The 16,869-nt window shown below is 65.1% G+C and carries 8 protein-coding genes and 1 pseudogene; 7 read left to right on the top strand and 2 right to left on the bottom strand.

Features of this window, described 5'->3' with window-relative positions; translation table 11 throughout:
• Together LB528_RS26155 and LB528_RS26150 are read right to left on the bottom strand one after the other, a co-directional pair.
• Positions 1–2,073 (bottom strand): annotated as a pseudogene (locus LB528_RS26155) (translocation/assembly module TamB); the annotation flags it as partial.
• A 2-nt stretch (positions 2,074–2,075) separates the two neighbouring features.
• Complete coding sequence (locus LB528_RS26150; RefSeq protein ID WP_224716809.1) at positions 2,076–4,004, bottom strand: autotransporter assembly complex protein TamA; 1,929 nt, start codon at positions 4,002–4,004, stop codon at positions 2,076–2,078.
• Positions 4,005–4,280: 276 nt separating this feature from the next.
• On the opposite strand from LB528_RS26150, the gene LB528_RS26145 reads away from it, so the two are divergent.
• From LB528_RS26145 to LB528_RS26115, 7 genes are all read left to right on the top strand, one after another.
• Positions 4,281–9,761: an alpha-2-macroglobulin family protein gene (locus tag LB528_RS26145; RefSeq protein ID WP_224716808.1), complete on the top strand. Its 5,481-nt coding sequence runs from the start codon at positions 4,281–4,283 to the stop codon at positions 9,759–9,761.
• A 124-nt stretch (positions 9,762–9,885) separates the two neighbouring features.
• Positions 9,886–11,976 (top strand): penicillin-binding protein 1C, encoded by a 2,091-nt coding sequence (gene pbpC, locus LB528_RS26140; protein WP_224716807.1) that lies wholly within the window; start codon positions 9,886–9,888, stop codon positions 11,974–11,976.
• A gap of 37 nt (positions 11,977–12,013) precedes the next feature.
• Positions 12,014–12,700, top strand: a complete 687-nt coding sequence (locus LB528_RS26135) for a M15 family metallopeptidase (RefSeq protein ID WP_263487467.1) — start codon at positions 12,014–12,016, stop codon at positions 12,698–12,700.
• A 200-nt stretch (positions 12,701–12,900) separates the two neighbouring features.
• A complete protein-coding gene (locus LB528_RS26130) occupies positions 12,901–13,929 on the top strand; it encodes a sulfate ABC transporter substrate-binding protein (RefSeq protein ID WP_224716806.1) in 1,029 nt (342 codons plus the stop codon).
• Positions 13,930–14,020: 91 nt separating this feature from the next.
• A complete protein-coding gene (gene cysT / locus LB528_RS26125; protein WP_224716805.1) occupies positions 14,021–14,872 on the top strand; it encodes a sulfate ABC transporter permease subunit CysT in 852 nt (283 codons plus the stop codon).
• Positions 14,865–15,749 (top strand): sulfate ABC transporter permease subunit CysW, encoded by an 885-nt coding sequence (gene cysW / locus LB528_RS26120; RefSeq protein WP_224716804.1) that lies wholly within the window; start codon positions 14,865–14,867, stop codon positions 15,747–15,749. The genes cysT and cysW overlap by 8 nt, the downstream gene beginning before the upstream one ends.
• Before the next feature lie 72 nt (positions 15,750–15,821).
• Complete coding sequence (locus tag LB528_RS26115) at positions 15,822–16,862, top strand: sulfate/molybdate ABC transporter ATP-binding protein (protein ID WP_224716803.1); 1,041 nt, start codon at positions 15,822–15,824, stop codon at positions 16,860–16,862.
• The last annotated feature ends 7 nt before the right edge of the window (positions 16,863–16,869 follow it).

Below are 16,869 nucleotides of genomic sequence, written 5' to 3'. Positions count from 1 at the left end.
CTGATTCGCGAGCGCCGCAAGCGGTCCGATGTCAGGCACGGCAAGCGTCAGCGTGCCGAGCGGCAGGAACTTGTCGTCGAGCGCGAGATCGCCCGACACCTTGTTGGAGCCGAGCGACAGGCTGAGACCCCTGATCGAGCGCTTGCCGTCGGCCGTCACCAGCGAGGCTGCAATGTCTAGCGCCTGCCCCTCGGCGTTGCCGGTCAGCGAGATTTCGGCCGTGGGATTCGCGATGTCGGCCTTGCCCTTGGCCGAGAGCTTGATGTCCTTCACCGTGCGGCCGGCCGCCGTCAGGCTGGCGCTGTCGGCTGAAACGGAGAAATCCGGCGCCCAGCGCGGACCGGTGGTCGTCAGCGCGAAATTGACCCCGCCCGCGAGCGGCGTGCCGGCGAGCGACGACAGTGGCGAGACGTCGCCCAACGTGCCTTTGACGCTGGCCTGGATATCCGATCCTTGCATGCTGCCGGTGCCGCTGGCGCTGAGCGAGCCCGAGCTGATCTCCAGCGAGTTGGCGGCGAACGCGCCCTGCGGATCGCGCGTGGCGGTGGCCGAGAATTTCACCCGCTCGCCAAGCAGCGAGCTGATCTGCGGCGGCAATGCCTTCGAGACGGCGTCGGCATTCATCTTCAGCGTCATCGAAAGGTCGGCCAGCGCCACATTTGCTGTCAGCCCGGCATTGAGCGCATCGCTGCGCACAGTGCCTTTGTCGATGGTCACGGTCTCGCGGCTGATCGTGCCGGAAAGGTCCGCGGCGAGCTTGCCGGTCACCAGCGGCGCCAGCGTCGCCACATCGGTCTTCAGGCCGGCGGCCGCGAGCTTGATGGCGACCGGGCCGCTAAGGGTCTCGACATCGAAGCCGTCGGAATGGATCTCGCCCGTAATATTGTTGAGCTGCGTGCCGCCGACCGCCACCGAAGTAAGGGACGTGCCGATATCGACCATCGGCGCCTTGCCGTCGCCGAAGGCGCGCACCGTGGCTTTTTCGACCGCGACCAGGATCGGAACGGCGCTGTTGCCGACATCTACGGTGACCGGCTTGTCCTTTGCCGAGAGCTCGACCGACAGGCCGCTGGCACCCTTCGGATCGACATTGCCGGTCGCGGCGCCGTGCACGGACGCGCTCTCTATGATGGCTTGCTCGATATCGATCCCACCCGACGCGGTCGCCGTTCCGGCGAGGTCGAAGCTCGTCTTGCCGGCAAACAGCGCCTTTATCTTCTCCGGCAGGAACCCTTCGAACCGGCCGTCGCCTTTGGCCTCGAAGCGGTGGCCCTTGTCGGTGAGCTGGTGCCGGCCGGTCAACTGGCTGACGATCCGGCCGTCGACCATGAAGGTGCCGACGCCGCTCCAGTTGGCCAAAGGCCCACTGCCGGAAACGACGATGTTGACGGGCGGCGCATCCGGCAGCTTGAGCAAATTGGCGATGATGCCGCCGGCCGGCTCCGACGCCTTGAGGTCGAGGTCGAGCTTGTTGTCGGCCGGCGCAAAGTGGATCTTGGCGTCGACATTGCCTTGCTTGCCGTCATGCCGGCTGACGTTGAGAACGCTTTCTACCGCCAGCGGCGACGGATCGGCCCTGAGCGACCCCTTGGCGGCCAGTTCGGCGATGCCGCTGCCGGCAAGCTCCTGTCCCAGAGCGATCTCCGGCAGGTCGATCCGCTTCACGTCGATCGACACCGGGAGGCTCGTCGAGCCACCTTGCGATGGCTGCTGGCTCGGCTGCGGCAGCCGCGCCAGCTCGATGCGCTCGGCGGCGAAGCGGTCGGCATTGAAATTCCGGGACAGCAGCGCCGCCGGCGACCAGTCGAGCGCCACCTTGCGCGCCACCATCCAGGGGCCGGCGCGGTCTTCCAGCACGACATGGTCGACCCTGAGCGCGCCCGACCAGATGCCTTCGATGCCGGCGATCGTGACCTTGCGGTCCTCGTTGGAAGCCATCTTCGAAATGAGGCCGGCAAGATTCTGGCGGCCGCCTTCGGTGCCGGTCAGAACGACCAGCGCGCCGATCGCCACCACCAGCAGGATGAGCAGCGCGTAGAGGCAGATGCGGAGAATGCGCCAGAAGATCTTCATCGTCAAAACGCCTGGCCGATGCCGGCATAGATGCCGAAATGCGGATCGCCCGGATCGCGGTTGAGCGGCACGGCAGCGTCGATGCGCAACGGCCCGAAGGGAGTAATATAGCGCAGGCCGACGCCGGCGCCGACCTTCACATTCGAGAAATCGGGGAAGGATTTGGTCGAGACCGTGCCGGCATCGACAAAGGGCACGATGCCAATCGTATCGGTGACGCCGATGCGCATCTCGACCGAGGTTTCGAAGTAGGAGAGGCCGCCGATCGGCTGGCCGTTGATGTCCTTCGGGCCGATGCCCTGATAGGCATAGCCGCGCACCGAGCCGCCGCCGCCTGAATAGAAGCGCCGGTCGGCCGGTACGTTCTGCAGCCCGGTGCCGACGATCGAGCCAAGCGTCGCGCGTTCGGCAAGCACGAACCGGCTTGCCGTGTCGATCGACTGATAGGCATAGCCTTCGCCCTTCAGCTTCAGAAAGGCCGCGCCGTTCAATATGTCGTAGCTCGGCTCGGCATAGGCGAGGAAGCGGAACCCCCTGGTCGGGTTCAGCTTGTTGTCGCGGCTGTCATAGACATATTGCAGCGGCACGCTGGCGATCAGATAGGTATGCTTGCCGAAGACGTCGGTGATCTTCGAATAATCGAGATCGAATTCGGCCGAGACTCGCTGCTTCTTGTCGAGGTCGTAGGAAACGCCCACATCGCCCTTGACCGAGAAATGGTCGTAGGCATCGGGGTGTTCGAGCACTGTCTTGACGCCGGTGAAGAACTTTGAGGTCGGCCCGAGCACGCCCGGCTTCTCGAACATGACGCCGGCATTGTAGTTGAGCGCGGAAAGGCTGTTGCTGCCGATGCCGCTGATCGAGCCGTCGATGCGCAGCTTCTCGGCCTGGCCGAACAGGTTGCGGTGGCCCCAATAGCCTTCGAGCCCCAGACCTTCCGTGTTCGAGAACGTGCCGCCGACGCCAAAATAGCGCGGCTTGCGCTCGCTGACCTGGACGCCGATCGGGATATTGCCGTTGGCATCGAGACGGTCGCCTTCCTTGATGGTCACGCTGTTGAAGACTTCGAGGCCGAGCAGCCGGTCGCGGGCATCGTCAATCTCCTGCGGCGAATATTGCTGGCCCCGTTTCAGCCCGGTCATATACTCGGTGAAGTCGCGATCGACCTTTTCCGTGCCCTCGACCGTCGTGTCGCCATAGCCCGCAACCGGGCCGGCGGCCACCGTCAGCGTCACGTCCAGCGTCGAGCTGGCATGCTCGGCGATAATCTCGCGCTCCGTGACCTTGGCAAGCGGCCTACCCTCTTCCTTCAAGGCCCGCACGATCAGGGCTTCGGCCTTGAGCACCGCGCCGGAGCTGGCATCGCCGCCGGCGATCAGGCCGAAATCGGCTGCCGCCAACCCCGCCGCATCGCCCTTCAGCCGGATGTTGCCAAGCGTGAATTTCGCCCCGGGGGAAACCGTAATGACCACCGGAATGGGCTGTGGCCCCGTGAATTCGGCATCCGGCGGCAATTCGTCGATCGACTTGCCCTCGATCGTGATGGTGACCACGCCTTCGTAGCGGGCATCGGCATAGAGGGCGGCGACGAGCTGTTCGCGGTCGCCGCGCGCCTTGGCCATCAGCCCGAGCGATCCGGACACCGGATGATCCTGGTCATTTTTCAGCGCCGAGGCGTTTTCGAGCCTCTTGATCAGATCCTTGTCGGCATCAGGCGCATTGATCGTCACCGAGTAGCGCAGCGGATCGACGATGTCGGCATCCTCGTCCTTGGACGAGCCCCAAAGCTTGATGCCGAAAATCTCGAAAGCCGCCGCCTGCCGCACCTCCGCGGCCAGCACGGTCGAGCAGACGAGCGCCAAAAGCAGGGCGCGCGGGAGCCCGCGCCCTGGCGCGATCCCCTTTGACATCTGCGTTTCATGCGCCGGCATTAAGACAACCTAGTCGACAAAACTAAAATTGGAATGAAGTTCCGCAACGTTCGTAAAGGGGCCACAATCCAATTGTCTGAAACAGACCGGGCTTGGAATTCACACCTTTTGCGATTTCGCAAGAAAGTGTGATCCGTCTCACAGAGGTTCTGTCGAAATACCGGCCTTTGGCCGGCATGGAAACCGTTCGCGGGTAATAAACCCGCGGCGCTCCGGCGTTGACAAGCCTGCACGAAGCTTGATCATGCCGGACGCTGGCGATGTCTGGAGGGTGGTATGGCAATGCGCGCGGCTCGTGGTCTCTCTTTCCTTCTTCTCATCTTTTTCGCTCTGGGCGGGGCGGCTTTTGCCGCCGAAGCCCGGCGAATCGTAACAACCGACAATTCCGACTATTTCGGTTTCGACCTGAGGTCGGAGCAGAATGTCAGCCTCGACCAGTGCAAGACAACTTGCCTCGGCGATCCCGCCTGCCGGGCCTTCACCTACAACACCAAGGCCAAATGGTGTTTCCTCAAATCCGACTATAACCAGTTGAAATCCTTCACCGGCGCCGTCGCCGGCAAGGTCGCGAATGTCGATGGCGACCCGGATATCGGCGCCCCGCCGGCACTGGCCTTTTTCCCCAACTGGATGGCCGACCAGGCTCAGCAGTTCCGCAACAAGCTGACCGATCCTGCCTACGACAAGCCGACCGAGGGCCTTGCCGCCCTGCAAGCCGCCGCCGAGCAGGCGTCGCTTACCGGCGACCATCGCCTTGCCATGCAGAAATTCCAGGCCGCGGTCTCGGTCCTGCCCGATGACGGGGCGCTGTGGCTTGCGCTGGCGCGCGAGACGCTTGCCGTGCAGCCGGCGTCGAACACCACCGAACCCTCGACTTTCCCGATGAACGCCACCTCGGCGGCCTTCAACGCCTACAAGCTGGTGCGCACGGCAAAGACCCGGGCCGAGGCGCTGGCGTTGCTTGGCGCGGGCCTCGACAAGCGCGATCTCTACCGGCCGTCGCTGCAGGCCTATGAGGCGAGCCTTGCGCTGGTGAGCTCGCCGGCCGTCCAGGCCGATTATGCCGACCTCAAGGCGCGCAAGGGCTTTCGCGTCGTCGAGCACACCGTCGATGCCGATTCCTCCTTGCCGCGCATCTGTGCCCAGTTTTCCGAGGAACTGGTCAAGACCGGAGTCGATTATTCGCAGTTCGTGACGGTCGACAACGCCGCGCCCAAGGCCGTCGAGGCCAAGGACAAGCAGATCTGCGTCGAAGGCCTGGAACACGGCCAGCACTATGACGTGACCTTCCGCACCGGACTGCCGTCGGCGCTCGGCGAGACGATCGCCGCGCCCGTCGTGCTGTCGATCTACATCCAGGACCGTGCCCCGTCCGCCCGCTTCACCGGCGACAGCTTCGTGCTGCCGGCCGGCGCACGCCGCGGCGTTCCGGTCGTCACCGTCAACATGAACGCCGCCAAGATGACGCTCTACCGCATCGGCGATCGTTCGCTGGCGCAGCTTCTGTCCGGCTATCAGTTCCTGCATCAGCTCGATGGCTATGACATCTCCACCATTTCCGACCAGATGGGCGCGCCCGTCTGGTCGGGCACGCTCGATATCGCCAATGATCTCAATAAGGAGGTTACCACTTCGTTCCCGGTGGACGAGGCGATCCCGCAGCGCAAGCCCGGTGTTTATGTGCTGACCGCGCAGCCGGTCGACGACAAGAGCGACGACTATGGTTCACGCGCCACGCAGTGGTTCGTCGTCTCCGACATCGGCCTTTCCACCTACACCGGCCAGGACGGCCTCAACGTCTTTGCCCGTTCGCTGGGCTCGGCCAAGCCGACATCCGGCGCCGAACTGACGCTGCTTGCCAAGAACAACGAGATCCTCGGCACGGCGACCACCGATGCCGAGGGCCACGCCGTCTTCAATCCGGGCCTCACCCGCGGCGAAAACGGCATGGGGCCGGCCGTGCTGATGGCCAAGCAGGGCGACAACGACTTCGTCTTCCTCGACATGGGCAAGGCCGGCTTCGACCTGTCGGATCGCGGCGTCGAAGGGCGCGCCTCGCCGGGCGCGCTCGACGTCTATGCCTGGACGGAGCGCGGCATCTACCGCGCCGGCGAGGACGTGCATGTCGCGGCCCTTGCCCGCGACGGCGCCGCCAAAGCGGTCGAGAACCTGCCGCTCACCTTCATCTTCACCCGCCCCGACGGCGTCGAGAACCGCCGTATCGTCAGCAATGGCGAGTCCGCCGGCGGCCACGCCGTCGACCTGCCGCTCGAGGCCAACGCCATGCGCGGCACCTGGACGGTGTCGATCTACACCGATCCCAAGCAGTCGCCGGTCGCCAGCCAGATGTTCCTGGTGGAAGACTTCGTGCCGGATCGCATCGAATTCGACCTGACCGCCGACAAGAAGGAGATCGCCCAGGGCGAAACCGCCAATGCCACCGTCGACGGCCGCTTCCTCTATGGCGCGCCGGCCGCGGGCCTCGCGCTTGAAGGCGAGCTGACGCTGTCGACCACCAGTGCCCGGGACAGCTTCAAGGATTTCAGCTTCGGTCTGGCCGACGAGCAGTCGAGCGAGCCGACCGTCACGCCTCTCGCCAACCTTCCCGTGGTCGGCGACGACGGCAAGGCGACATTCCCGGTCACGATCGCCCAGTTGCCGTCGACCACCAAGCTGGTCAACGCCAAGGTCACCGTGCGCATGCGCGAGGCCGGCGGCCGCGCCGTCGAGCGGTCGCTCGACATCGGCGTTCGCCCGCAGCGCGACGTCATCGGCATTCGCCCGAATTTCGAGGGCGATGAGGTGCCGCAAGGCGGAACCGCCAAGTTCAGCATCATCGCCGTCGACCCGAACGGCAAGCGCGAGGACCTGAAAGGCGCGCAGTGGTCGCTGGTCAAGGTTGAGCGGAACTATCAGTGGTACCGTTCCAACAATTCCTGGAACTACGAAGCAGTGAACCTCACCAAGGCCGTTGCCAATGGCGCGGTCGACCTGAAGGCCGATGGCGAGGCGACGGTGTCGCTGCCCGTCGACTGGGGCCGCTACCGGCTCGAGGTCGAGACCGCCGATCCCGACGGTCCGGCGACCAGCTATGAGTTCGATGCCGGCTGGTATGTCGCCTCGACCACCACCGAGACGCCGGACGGCCTGGAGATCGCCCTCGACAAGGATACCTACGCCGCCGGCGAAGTTGCCAAGCTGAAGGTCTCGCCGCATTTCGCCGGCGAGTTGCTGGTCACCATCGGTGCCGAGAAGCTGTTGAAGACCGTCACCGCTTCGGTGCCGGCCGGCGGCAGCACCGTCGACATCCCTGTCGGCGACGACTGGGGCGCCGGCGCTTATGTCACCGCTACCTTGTTCCGGCCCGGCGACGCGCAGGAATCACGCATGCCGGCCCGCGCCATCGGCATCCAATGGCTGTCGGTCGATCCGAGCTCGAAGAAGCTCGCGGTCAGCTTGACGCCGCCGGAAAAAACCGTGCCGCGCCAGCAGCTGTCGATTCCGGTCGCCGTCAGCGGCGCCCAGGCGGGCAGCAATGCCTATGTGATGGTGGCTGCCGTCGACGTCGGCATCCTCAACCTCACCAACTACAAGGCGCCCGATCCGGAGGATTGGTTCTTCGGCCAGCGCATGCTGGGGCTGGAGATCCGAGACCTCTATGGACGCCTGATTGACGGCTCGCTCGGCACCATGGGCAAGATACGCACTGGCGGCGACGGGGCGAACATGCAGGCACAGGGCAGCCCGCCGACCGAAAAGTTGGTCGCCTTCTTCACCGGCCCGGTCGAGCTCGATGCAAACGGCAAAGCGCGCGTCGATTTCGACATCCCGCAGTTCAACGGCACCGTGCGCGTCATGGCCGTCGCCTGGACCAAGGATGCGGTTGGCCATGCCCAGACCGACGTCATCGTGCGCGATCCGGTGGTGATCACCGCAGGCCTGCCGCGCTTCCTGGCGCCGGGCGACGCGGCGACTATGCGCCTCGACATCGCCGACACCGAAGGCCCGGCCGGCGACTATGCGCTCTCGGTCACCACGACCGGCGACCTGTCGACCGGCGACAAGCCGCTGCCTGCGAAGCTGACGCTCGCCCAGGGCAAGCGCCAGTCGCTCACATTCCCGCTGGTCGCCAAGACCGCGGGCGATGCGTCGGTCACCATTAAGCTCGCGCATGCGGACGGCACGGAAGTCGAGCAGACGCTCTATCTGCCGGTGCGCCCGGCGCAGCTTCCGGTCACCAACCGCATGGTTGTCGACCTGAAGCCCCACGGCGGCTCGTTGCGCGTCGACAAGGAGCTGCTTGCCGCAAGCGTGCTCGACGGCGCTTCGGTCAGCGTCGGCGTTTCGCAGTCGTCCGCGCTCGACGTGCCGTCGCTCCTGATGTCGCTCGACCGCTACCCCTATGGCTGCGCCGAGCAGACCACCAGCCGCGCCATGCCGCTGCTCTATGTCAACGACATGGCCAAGGGCATCGGTATGGAGACCGATCCGGACCTGCATGGCCGCATCCAGGACGCCATCTACAAGGTGCTGTCCTATCAGGCGGCAAGCGGCAGCTTCGGCCTCTGGGGGCCTGGCTCCGGCGATCTGTGGCTCGACGCCTATGTCACCGAGTTCCTGACCCGGGCGCGCGAGGAAAAGTACGATGTGCCGGCGCTGGCCATGAACCAGGCGCTGAACAACCTGCAGAACTCGCTCGGCTACGACCAGGATGTCCAGGACAAGGGCAGCGAGATCGCCTATGCGCTCTACGTGCTCGCCCGCAACAAGAAGGCCTCGATCGGCGATCTGCGCTATTATGCCGACACGCAGCTCGAAGCCTTCTCCAGCCCGATGGCCGTCGCCCAGTTGGCGGCAAGCCTGGCGCTCTACGGTGACACGCAGCGTTCGGAAGCCACCTTCCAGACGGCGCTCAGGCTGGCGCAGTCGGAAACCGACTACGACTGGTACCGCTCGGACTACGGCTCGCGGCTGCGCGACGGCGCGGCGTTGCTGGCGCTGGCGGCGGAATCGAAGCCGGTGCCCAGCATCATGCCGCAGCTGATCAAGCTGGTGGGCGTGGCGCGCGCCGACACCCGCTGGACGAGCACGCAGGACGAATCCTGGATGCTGCTCGCCGCGCGGGCGCTGAAGGAAGGCAATGATTCCATCACGCTTTCCGTCAACGGCGCACCGCATTCGGGCGGCTATTCCGACCAGGTCGCCGGCAGCAACCTTGTCGACAGCCCGCTCACCATCGCCAACACCGGCGCGACTCCGCTGCAGGCGGTGGTGACTGCGGTGGCCGCGCCGGTCGAGCCGCTGCCGGCCGGCGGCGACGGCTTCACCATCGCGCGCACCTACTACAAGCTCGACGGCACCGAGGCCAATGTCACCGAGGCCAAGCAGAACGAGCGCTATGTGGTCGTGCTCAAGGTCTATGAGCAGAACAAATGGCCGTCGCGGCTCCTGATCACCGATCTGTTGCCGGCCGGCTTCGAGATCGACAATCCAGGCCTGGTTTCCAGCGCGCAATTGTCGAACTTCTCCTGGCTGGCGCAGACCGACGCCGCGCATCTGGAGTTCCGCGACGACCGCTTCGTCGCCGCCTTCAACCCCAATGAAGGCGACCACGACCGCAACATCACGCTGGCCTATGTCGTTCGCGCCGTGACGCCCGGCACCTACGCCCATCCGGCGGCAACGGTGGAGGATATGTACCGGCCGCAATATTCGGCCCGCACCGCCACCGGCGTGATGGAGGTGAAGGCCGAGTAGCGATGACAAGGTCGCCGATATCTCCCTTCTCCCCGTCTCTATACCGGGAGAAGGGGCCGGTTCACCCTCCGAAGCTGCAGCGTAGCTGCTGCGAAGGACGGGCAGGGCAATGAGGGGCAGCGCCATGCTCTCCAGGAAATTTCTGCGTCGAACAGCCATCGCCGGGATTTCTCTAGCCGGCTTCGCGGCGCTTTCGGTCGCTGCCCTCTGGGAACTCGACCGCGCTTTCCCGCCGCCGCTTCCGGCAAAGCTGACGGTCTCCACCGAGGTGCAGGACCGCGACGGACAGTTGCTGCGCGCCTTCGCGACGCCTGACGGCTATTGGCGGCTCGAGACCCAGCTCGACCAGGTCGACAGGCAGTTCGTCGACATGCTGGTGGCTTATGAGGACAAGCGCTTCTGGGATCACCACGGCGTCGACGTCCTGGCGCTCTGCCGCGCCGCCGGCCAGCTCGTCACCAGCGGCCATATCGTATCCGGCGGCTCGACCTTGTCGATGCAGCTTGCCCGGCTGATCGAGCCGCGCGACAGCCGCAGCGTCGGCTCCAAGCTCAAGCAGATGCTGCGCGCCATCCAGATCGAACGGCGGCTCACCAAGCAGGAAATCCTCGAGCGCTACCTGACGCTGGCGCCCTATGGCGGCAATCTCGAAGGCGTGCGCGCCGCCTCGCTCGCCTATTTCGGCAAAGAGCCGAAGCGGCTCACCGTGTCGGAAGCCGCCCTGCTCGTCGCCCTGCCGCAATTGCCGGAAAAGCGCCGGCCCGACCGCAATCTCGGCATTGCCCATGCGGCGCGTGACCGCGTGCTGACCCGTATGGTCTCGGCCGGCCTGCTCGGCGAACGCGAAGCCGCTCGCGCCGCGCTCGACGATGTTTCCGGCCTGCGCCGCAAGCTGCCGGCGCTGGCCGCGCATTCCTCCTATGCCATGCTGCCCAAGGCCGTGCCCAGCCGGCCGCTGCAGCTCACCATCCGCAAAAGCGTGCAGCAGGGGCTGGAACAGGTGGCACGAGATGCCGCCAGGAAGCTCGGGCCGAAACTTTCCGTCGCCATGGTCATGGCCGATGCGCGCACCGGCGACATTCTGGGCGAGGTCGGCTCGGCCGATTTCTTCGATGCCAGCCGCTCCGGCTGGATCGACATGACCAAGGTGGTGCGCTCACCCGGCTCGACGCTGAAGCCCTTCATCTATGGGCTGGCCTTCGAGCAGGGGCTGGTGGCGCAGGAGATGATCATCGAGGACAGCCCCGCCGATTTCGGCGGCTACCGTCCGAAGAATTTCGACATGGGTTACCAGGGCGATGTCTCGATCCGCCAGGCGCTGCAATTGTCGCTCAACGTACCGGCGATCCGCGTGCTCGACGCCGTCGGTCCGGCGCGGCTGACGGCGCGCTTCCGCCAGGCAGGCGTCAACCCGGTCCTGCCGGTCAACGAGGCGCCCGGCCTGGCGATCGGGCTTGGCGGCGTCGGCGTGACCTTGCGCGACCTGGTGCAGCTCTATACGGGGCTCGCCAATGGCGGCAAAATGCATACGCTGCATGACGGCACCGAGCCGGTCAATGCCGAGCGCACCACCGCCACGATCCTCGACGACCAGGCGGCCTGGCAGATCAACGACATCCTGTCCGGCGTGAAGCCGCCGGAAGGCGCCATGCAGCGCGGCATCGCCTACAAGACCGGCACCTCTTACGGCTATCGCGATGCCTGGTCCGTCGGCTTCGACGGCCGCTACGTGCTGGGTGTGTGGGTCGGCCGTGCCGATGCAAGCCCGATCCCCGGCCTGTCGGGCTTTGTCTCGGCGGCGCCCATCCTGTTCGAAAGCTTCGTCCGTTCCGGCCTTGCCGGCGTGCCATTGCCCGGCAGGCCGCCGGGCGTCTTCAACCCCAAGCGCGAGGAATTGCCGGTGACGCTCGCCCGCTTCGGCGCCGGCGCCGACGGTTTGGTGCAGGCGACCGTCACCGAGCCGGCGCCGACCATCATCTTCCCGCCCAATGGCGCCCGCGTCGATCTCGGCACCAACTCCGCCGAGGCCACGCCGCTGGTCCTGAAGCTCCAGGGCGGCCGCGCACCGTTCCGCTGGCTCGCCAACGGCAAGCCGCTTGCCGGCATCGACCGCCGCCGCACGGCGACCTGGCAACCCGACGGCACCGGCTACTCGACGCTGACCGTGATCGACGCGGCCGGACGCGCGGCGAGCGTGAAGGTGTTCGTTGAATAGAACGCGGCAAGCGATTCAGAAGATTGCGTTTTGCGCATTGTTTTCGGTCGCCGACACTCTCGCAGCTCGCGCCGATCCCCTGCCCGCCGGCTTCGTAAGACTGGCCGATATCGACCCGACCATTCGCCAGGATATCCGCTACGCCGGTCTTGAAAACTTCCTGCACCGCAAAGCCGACGGCTATGACGCGCCGGTCTGCATCCTGACCGCGCAGGCGGCGAAGGCGCTTTCCAGCGTCCAGAAAGCAATCGCCGCCAAAGGCCTGACGCTAGTCGTCTTCGACTGCTACCGCCCGGCGCGCGCGGTTGCCGATATGGGCAAATGGACGCGAGAAGGCGGCCGGCCCGACCCGCAATGGTATCCCACCGTCGAACGTGGCGATCTCATCGCCAAAGGCTATATCGGCGAGTTCTCCAGCCATTCTCGAGGCTCGACGGTCGACCTTGCTATCGCCAAGGCCGGCAATAAAAGCGCAGTTCATCCGGCCTGCGGTATGCCGAACACCGGCACGCTCGATTTCGGCACCGGTTTCGACTGCTTTGATCCAAAGAGCGAAACCGCCAGCGCCTTGATCGGCGCCGAAGCCGCCGCAAACCGCAAAACGCTGCTGACCGCCATGCGCGCCGCCGGCTTTCGCAACTATGCGCGCGAATGGTGGCACTTCACGCTGGCCAAAGAGCCGTTCCCCAAACAGCGCTTCGATTTTCCGGTGACCGCCAACTAGCGCCGGCCTTGCCCGGCAACCGGCTGCGCCTAGTTAGCCCGGCTGGCAAGGAAATGGTCGCTGTCCGAAATTGAGGAAGATATTTCCTCGATCAGGAGAGGTTCGGCGAAAAATTGCTTCGAGGCGGCGAAAAAGGCAACATTCAATGCATCTAAATTCTATAAACTCGGTAGAGTTCGTGCAGTTCAACGGAGACGGGAATGACCAAACCTCATTTCAGGAAACTGCTCGGCGCCCTGGTCGCCACATCCGTCCAATTCGGCACGCTCGGTTTTGCGTTTGCCGACACGACCATTCTGAATGTGTCCTACGACCCGACACGTGAACTCTACAAAGCCTATGACGAGGCGTTTGCCGCGCACTGGAAGGCTGAGACCGGCGAAACCGTGACCATCCAGCAGTCGCATGGCGGTTCCGGCGCGCAGGCCCGGGCGGTGATCGACGGCCTCGACGCCGACGTCGTCACGCTGGCCCTCGAAGGCGACATCAACGCCATCGTCTCGAAGACGAAGAAGATCAACCCGGATTGGCGCACGAAGTTCGAGAACAACTCGGCGCCTTACACCTCGACCATCATCTTCCTGGTGCGCAAGGGCAATCCCAAGGGCATCCACGACTGGAGCGATCTGGTGAAGGACGACGTCCAGGTGATCACGCCGAACCCGAAGACGTCCGGCGGCGCCCGCTGGAACTATCTTGCCGCCTGGGCCTACGCAAACGCCAATGACGGCAACGACGAAGCCAAGACCAAGGAGTTCGTCGGCAAGCTTTATGCCAACGTCCCGGTCCTCGATACGGGCGCGCGCGGCTCGACGGTGACCTTCGCGCAGAAGGGCCTGGGCGATGTGCTGATCGCCTGGGAGAATGAAGCCTATCTCGCGCTCGATGAATTCGGCGCCGACAATTTCGACATCGTCTACCCGCCGACCTCGATCCTGGCCGAGCCGCCGGTCGCGGTCGTCGACGCCAATGTCGATGCCAAGGGCACGCGCAAGGTCGCGGAGGCCTATCTGGGCTGGCTCTATTCCAAGGAAGCGCAGACCATCATCGCCAAGAACCACTATCGCCCGGCCAAGCCCGACCTGGTGCCGGCCGAGGACCTTGCCAAGCTGCCGGCAATCAAGCTGGTCACCATCGACGACCCGCAATTCGGCGGCTGGAAGAAAGCGCAGCCTTACCATTTCGGCGACGGTGGTATATTCGACCAGATCTACAAGCCGGCGCAGTGAGGCCGGACGGCCGGTGAGCCTCGGGCATGCCGGCGGAATGCAACTGCGCAAAGCCATTCTGGTTTGAATAGAAGGGACGATCCAGAACAGCATGACCACAGCACCCGTCAAGCCGGGGTGGCGATTCAGGCAGCCGAGTGTCATTCCGGGTTTCGGACTGACGCTCGGCTTCTCGCTTGCCTACCTCACGCTCATCATCCTGATCCCGCTTTCGGGGCTGGTCTGGCGCTCGACCGCGCTCGGCTGGGCCGATTTCTGGGCAATCGCCGCTGACCGGCGCACCCTCAACGCGCTGAAGATAAGCTTCGGCACCGCCTTCCTGGCGGCTGTCGTCAACGTCGTGTTCGGCACGATCGTCGCCTGGGTGCTGGTGCGCTACCGTTTCCCCGGGCGCCGCATCGCGGATGCGATGGTCGACCTGCCCTTCGCCCTGCCCACGGCCGTGGCCGGCATCGCGCTCACCACGCTCTATGCGCCGAACGGCTGGATCGGTCATCTCCTGATGCCGCTCGGCATCAAGGTCGCCTACACGCCGCTCGGCATCGTCGTCGCGCTGGTGTTTATCGGCCTGCCCTTTGTCGTGCGCACCGTCCAGCCGATCATGGAAGAGATCGACAAGGAGGTCGAGGAAGCAGCCGCCACGCTCGGCGCCAACCGTTTCCAGATCATCACCCGCGTGCTCTTCCCGGGCCTGGCGCCGGCGATCATCACCGGCTTCTCGCTCGCCTTCGCGCGCGGCGTCGGCGAATACGGCTCGGTCATCTTCATCGCCGGCAACCTGCCCTTCAAATCCGAGATCGCGCCGCTTCTGATCGTGATCAGGCTCGAGGAATACAATTACGAGGCGGCGACTGCGATCGCCGCGATCATGCTGGCGCTGTCCTTCCTGATGCTTCTGATCGTCAACCTCGCACAGACATGGAGCCGCAAGCGCTATGGCTGATCCCGAGATCAAATCCTACGAACTGCATCACGAGAGCCAGTCGGCCGCCGTGACCGAAAGCCGGCCGATCAAGGCCGTGCTGATGGCGATCGCCCTTGCCTTCCTCGCCGTCTTCCTGCTCCTGCCGCTGATCGTTGTCTTCCACGAGGCGCTCGCCAAAGGCATCGGCGCCTACACGGAAGCCCTTTCCAGCCCCGACACGCGCTCCGCCATCCGCCTGACCTTGCTTGTGGCGGCGATCTCGGTGCCGCTCAACGTCGTCTTCGGCATCTCGGCCGCCTGGGCGATCGCCAAGTTCGAGTTCAAGGGCAAGGCTTTCCTGACCACCCTCATCGACCTGCCCTTCTCGGTGTCGCCGGTCATCTCGGGCCTGGTCTATGTGCTGCTCTTCGGCGCGCAGGGACTGCTCGGCGCCTGGCTGAAGGCGCATGGCATCGTCATCCTCTTCGCCGTGCCCGGCATCGTGCTAGCTACCATTTTCGTCACCTTCCCCTTCGTCGCGCGCGAGCTCATTCCGCTGATGCAGGAACAGGGCAATGGCGACGAAGAGGCGGCGCTTTCGCTGGGTGCCAGCGGCTGGCAGGCCTTCTGGTATGTGACACTGCCCAACGTCAAATGGGGACTGCTCTACGGCGTGCTTCTGTGCAATGCGCGCGCCATGGGCGAGTTCGGCGCAGTCTCGGTGGTGTCGGGCCACATACGCGGGCTCACCAACACCATGCCGCTGCATGTCGAGATCCTTTATAACGAATACAACGCCGTCGGCGCCTTTGCCGTCGCGTCGCTGCTCGCCGGCCTGGCGCTGGTGACGCTGGTCTTGAAAACGCTTCTCGAGATGCGCTACGGCGCCGAGATCGCCGCGACGCGCGGACACTGAACACTACCTGTCGCCCAAGAGTTGCCTGGCAATTTGGGAACAACGACAGCATAAACGGACTGAGGGATTTGCATGGAAGTTCGCGTCGTCAATGTGCGCAAGGAGTTCGAGCGGTTTCCGGCGCTCCACGACGTGTCGCTCGACATCAGGTCCGGCGAGCTGATCGCGCTGCTCGGGCCCTCGGGCTCCGGCAAGACGACGCTGCTTCGCCTGATCGCCGGCCTGGAACGGCCGACCAAAGGTGCGATCTTCTTCGGCGACGAGGACGCCTCGCAGAAGTCGATCCAGGAGCGCAATGTCGGCTTCGTCTTCCAGCATTACGCGCTGTTCCGCCACATGACCGTTGCCGACAACATCGGCTTCGGCCTGAAGGTCCGGCACGGCGCCGCAAGGCCCTCGGGGCAGGAAATCCGCCGCCGGGCGCTCGAACTGCTCGACCTTGTCCAGTTGTCTGGTCTGGAAAAGCGCTATCCGGCGCAGCTTTCCGGCGGTCAGCGCCAGCGCGTGGCTTTGGCGCGCGCTATGGCGATCGAGCCCAAGGTGCTTCTGCTCGACGAACCCTTCGGGGCGCTCGACGCGCAGGTTCGCCGTGAGCTTCGCCGCTGGCTGCGCGAGATCCATGACCGCACCGGCCACACCACCGTCTTCGTAACGCATGACCAGGAAGAAGCGCTGGAGCTCGCTGACCGCGTCGTCGTCATGAGCCAGGGCCGCATCGAGCAGGTCGGCACCGCCGATGATATCTACGACACACCGAACTCGCCCTTCGTGTACTCCTTCATCGGCGAGTCGAGCTCACTGCCGGTCAAGGTCGAGAACGGCGAGGTCTGGATCGCCGACCGGCCGATCGGGCTCTCGGCGCCGCATGCGCCGTCCGGCGAGGCGGTTCTCTATTTCCGTCCGCACGATGTCGACCTGCTCGACGGCTGCAGCGGCTGCATCGCCGGCACGGTTGCCGCCAGCCGCCGCGTCGCCGGCACCAGGCGCGTCGAGCTCGAGGTAGGCGGCGAGCGCCAGCGCGTCGAGATCGAGCTGCCGGTCGACCATCCCGCGGCGCAGAAGAGCCGGGTGGCCTTCAGGCCGCGTCGCTGGAAGCTTTTTCCGGCTTCCTGAGCTGACT

The organism is Mesorhizobium sp. CA4 (assembly GCF_020165075.1).
Taxonomy (GTDB): Bacteria; Pseudomonadota; Alphaproteobacteria; order Rhizobiales; family Rhizobiaceae; genus Mesorhizobium.
The sequence above is the reverse complement of the archived record's forward strand: the minus strand, read 5'-3'. Positions and strand labels throughout refer to the sequence as shown.

Bases quoted from the DNA above. Each gene is read 5' to 3' on its own strand.
- LB528_RS26150 (WP_224716809.1), bottom strand. From the start codon at position 4,004: ATGCCGGCGCATGAAACGCAGATGTCAAAGGGGATCGCGCCAGGGCGC.
- LB528_RS26145 (WP_224716808.1), top strand. From the start codon at position 4,281: ATGGCAATGCGCGCGGCTCGTGGTCTCTCTTTCCTTCTTCTCATCTTT.
- pbpC (WP_224716807.1), top strand. From the start codon at position 9,886: ATGCTCTCCAGGAAATTTCTGCGTCGAACAGCCATCGCCGGGATTTCT.
- LB528_RS26130 (WP_224716806.1), top strand. From the start codon at position 12,901: ATGACCAAACCTCATTTCAGGAAACTGCTCGGCGCCCTGGTCGCCACA.
- cysT (WP_224716805.1), top strand. From the start codon at position 14,021: ATGACCACAGCACCCGTCAAGCCGGGGTGGCGATTCAGGCAGCCGAGT.
- cysW (WP_224716804.1), top strand. From the start codon at position 14,865: ATGGCTGATCCCGAGATCAAATCCTACGAACTGCATCACGAGAGCCAG.
- LB528_RS26115 (WP_224716803.1), top strand. From the start codon at position 15,822: ATGGAAGTTCGCGTCGTCAATGTGCGCAAGGAGTTCGAGCGGTTTCCG.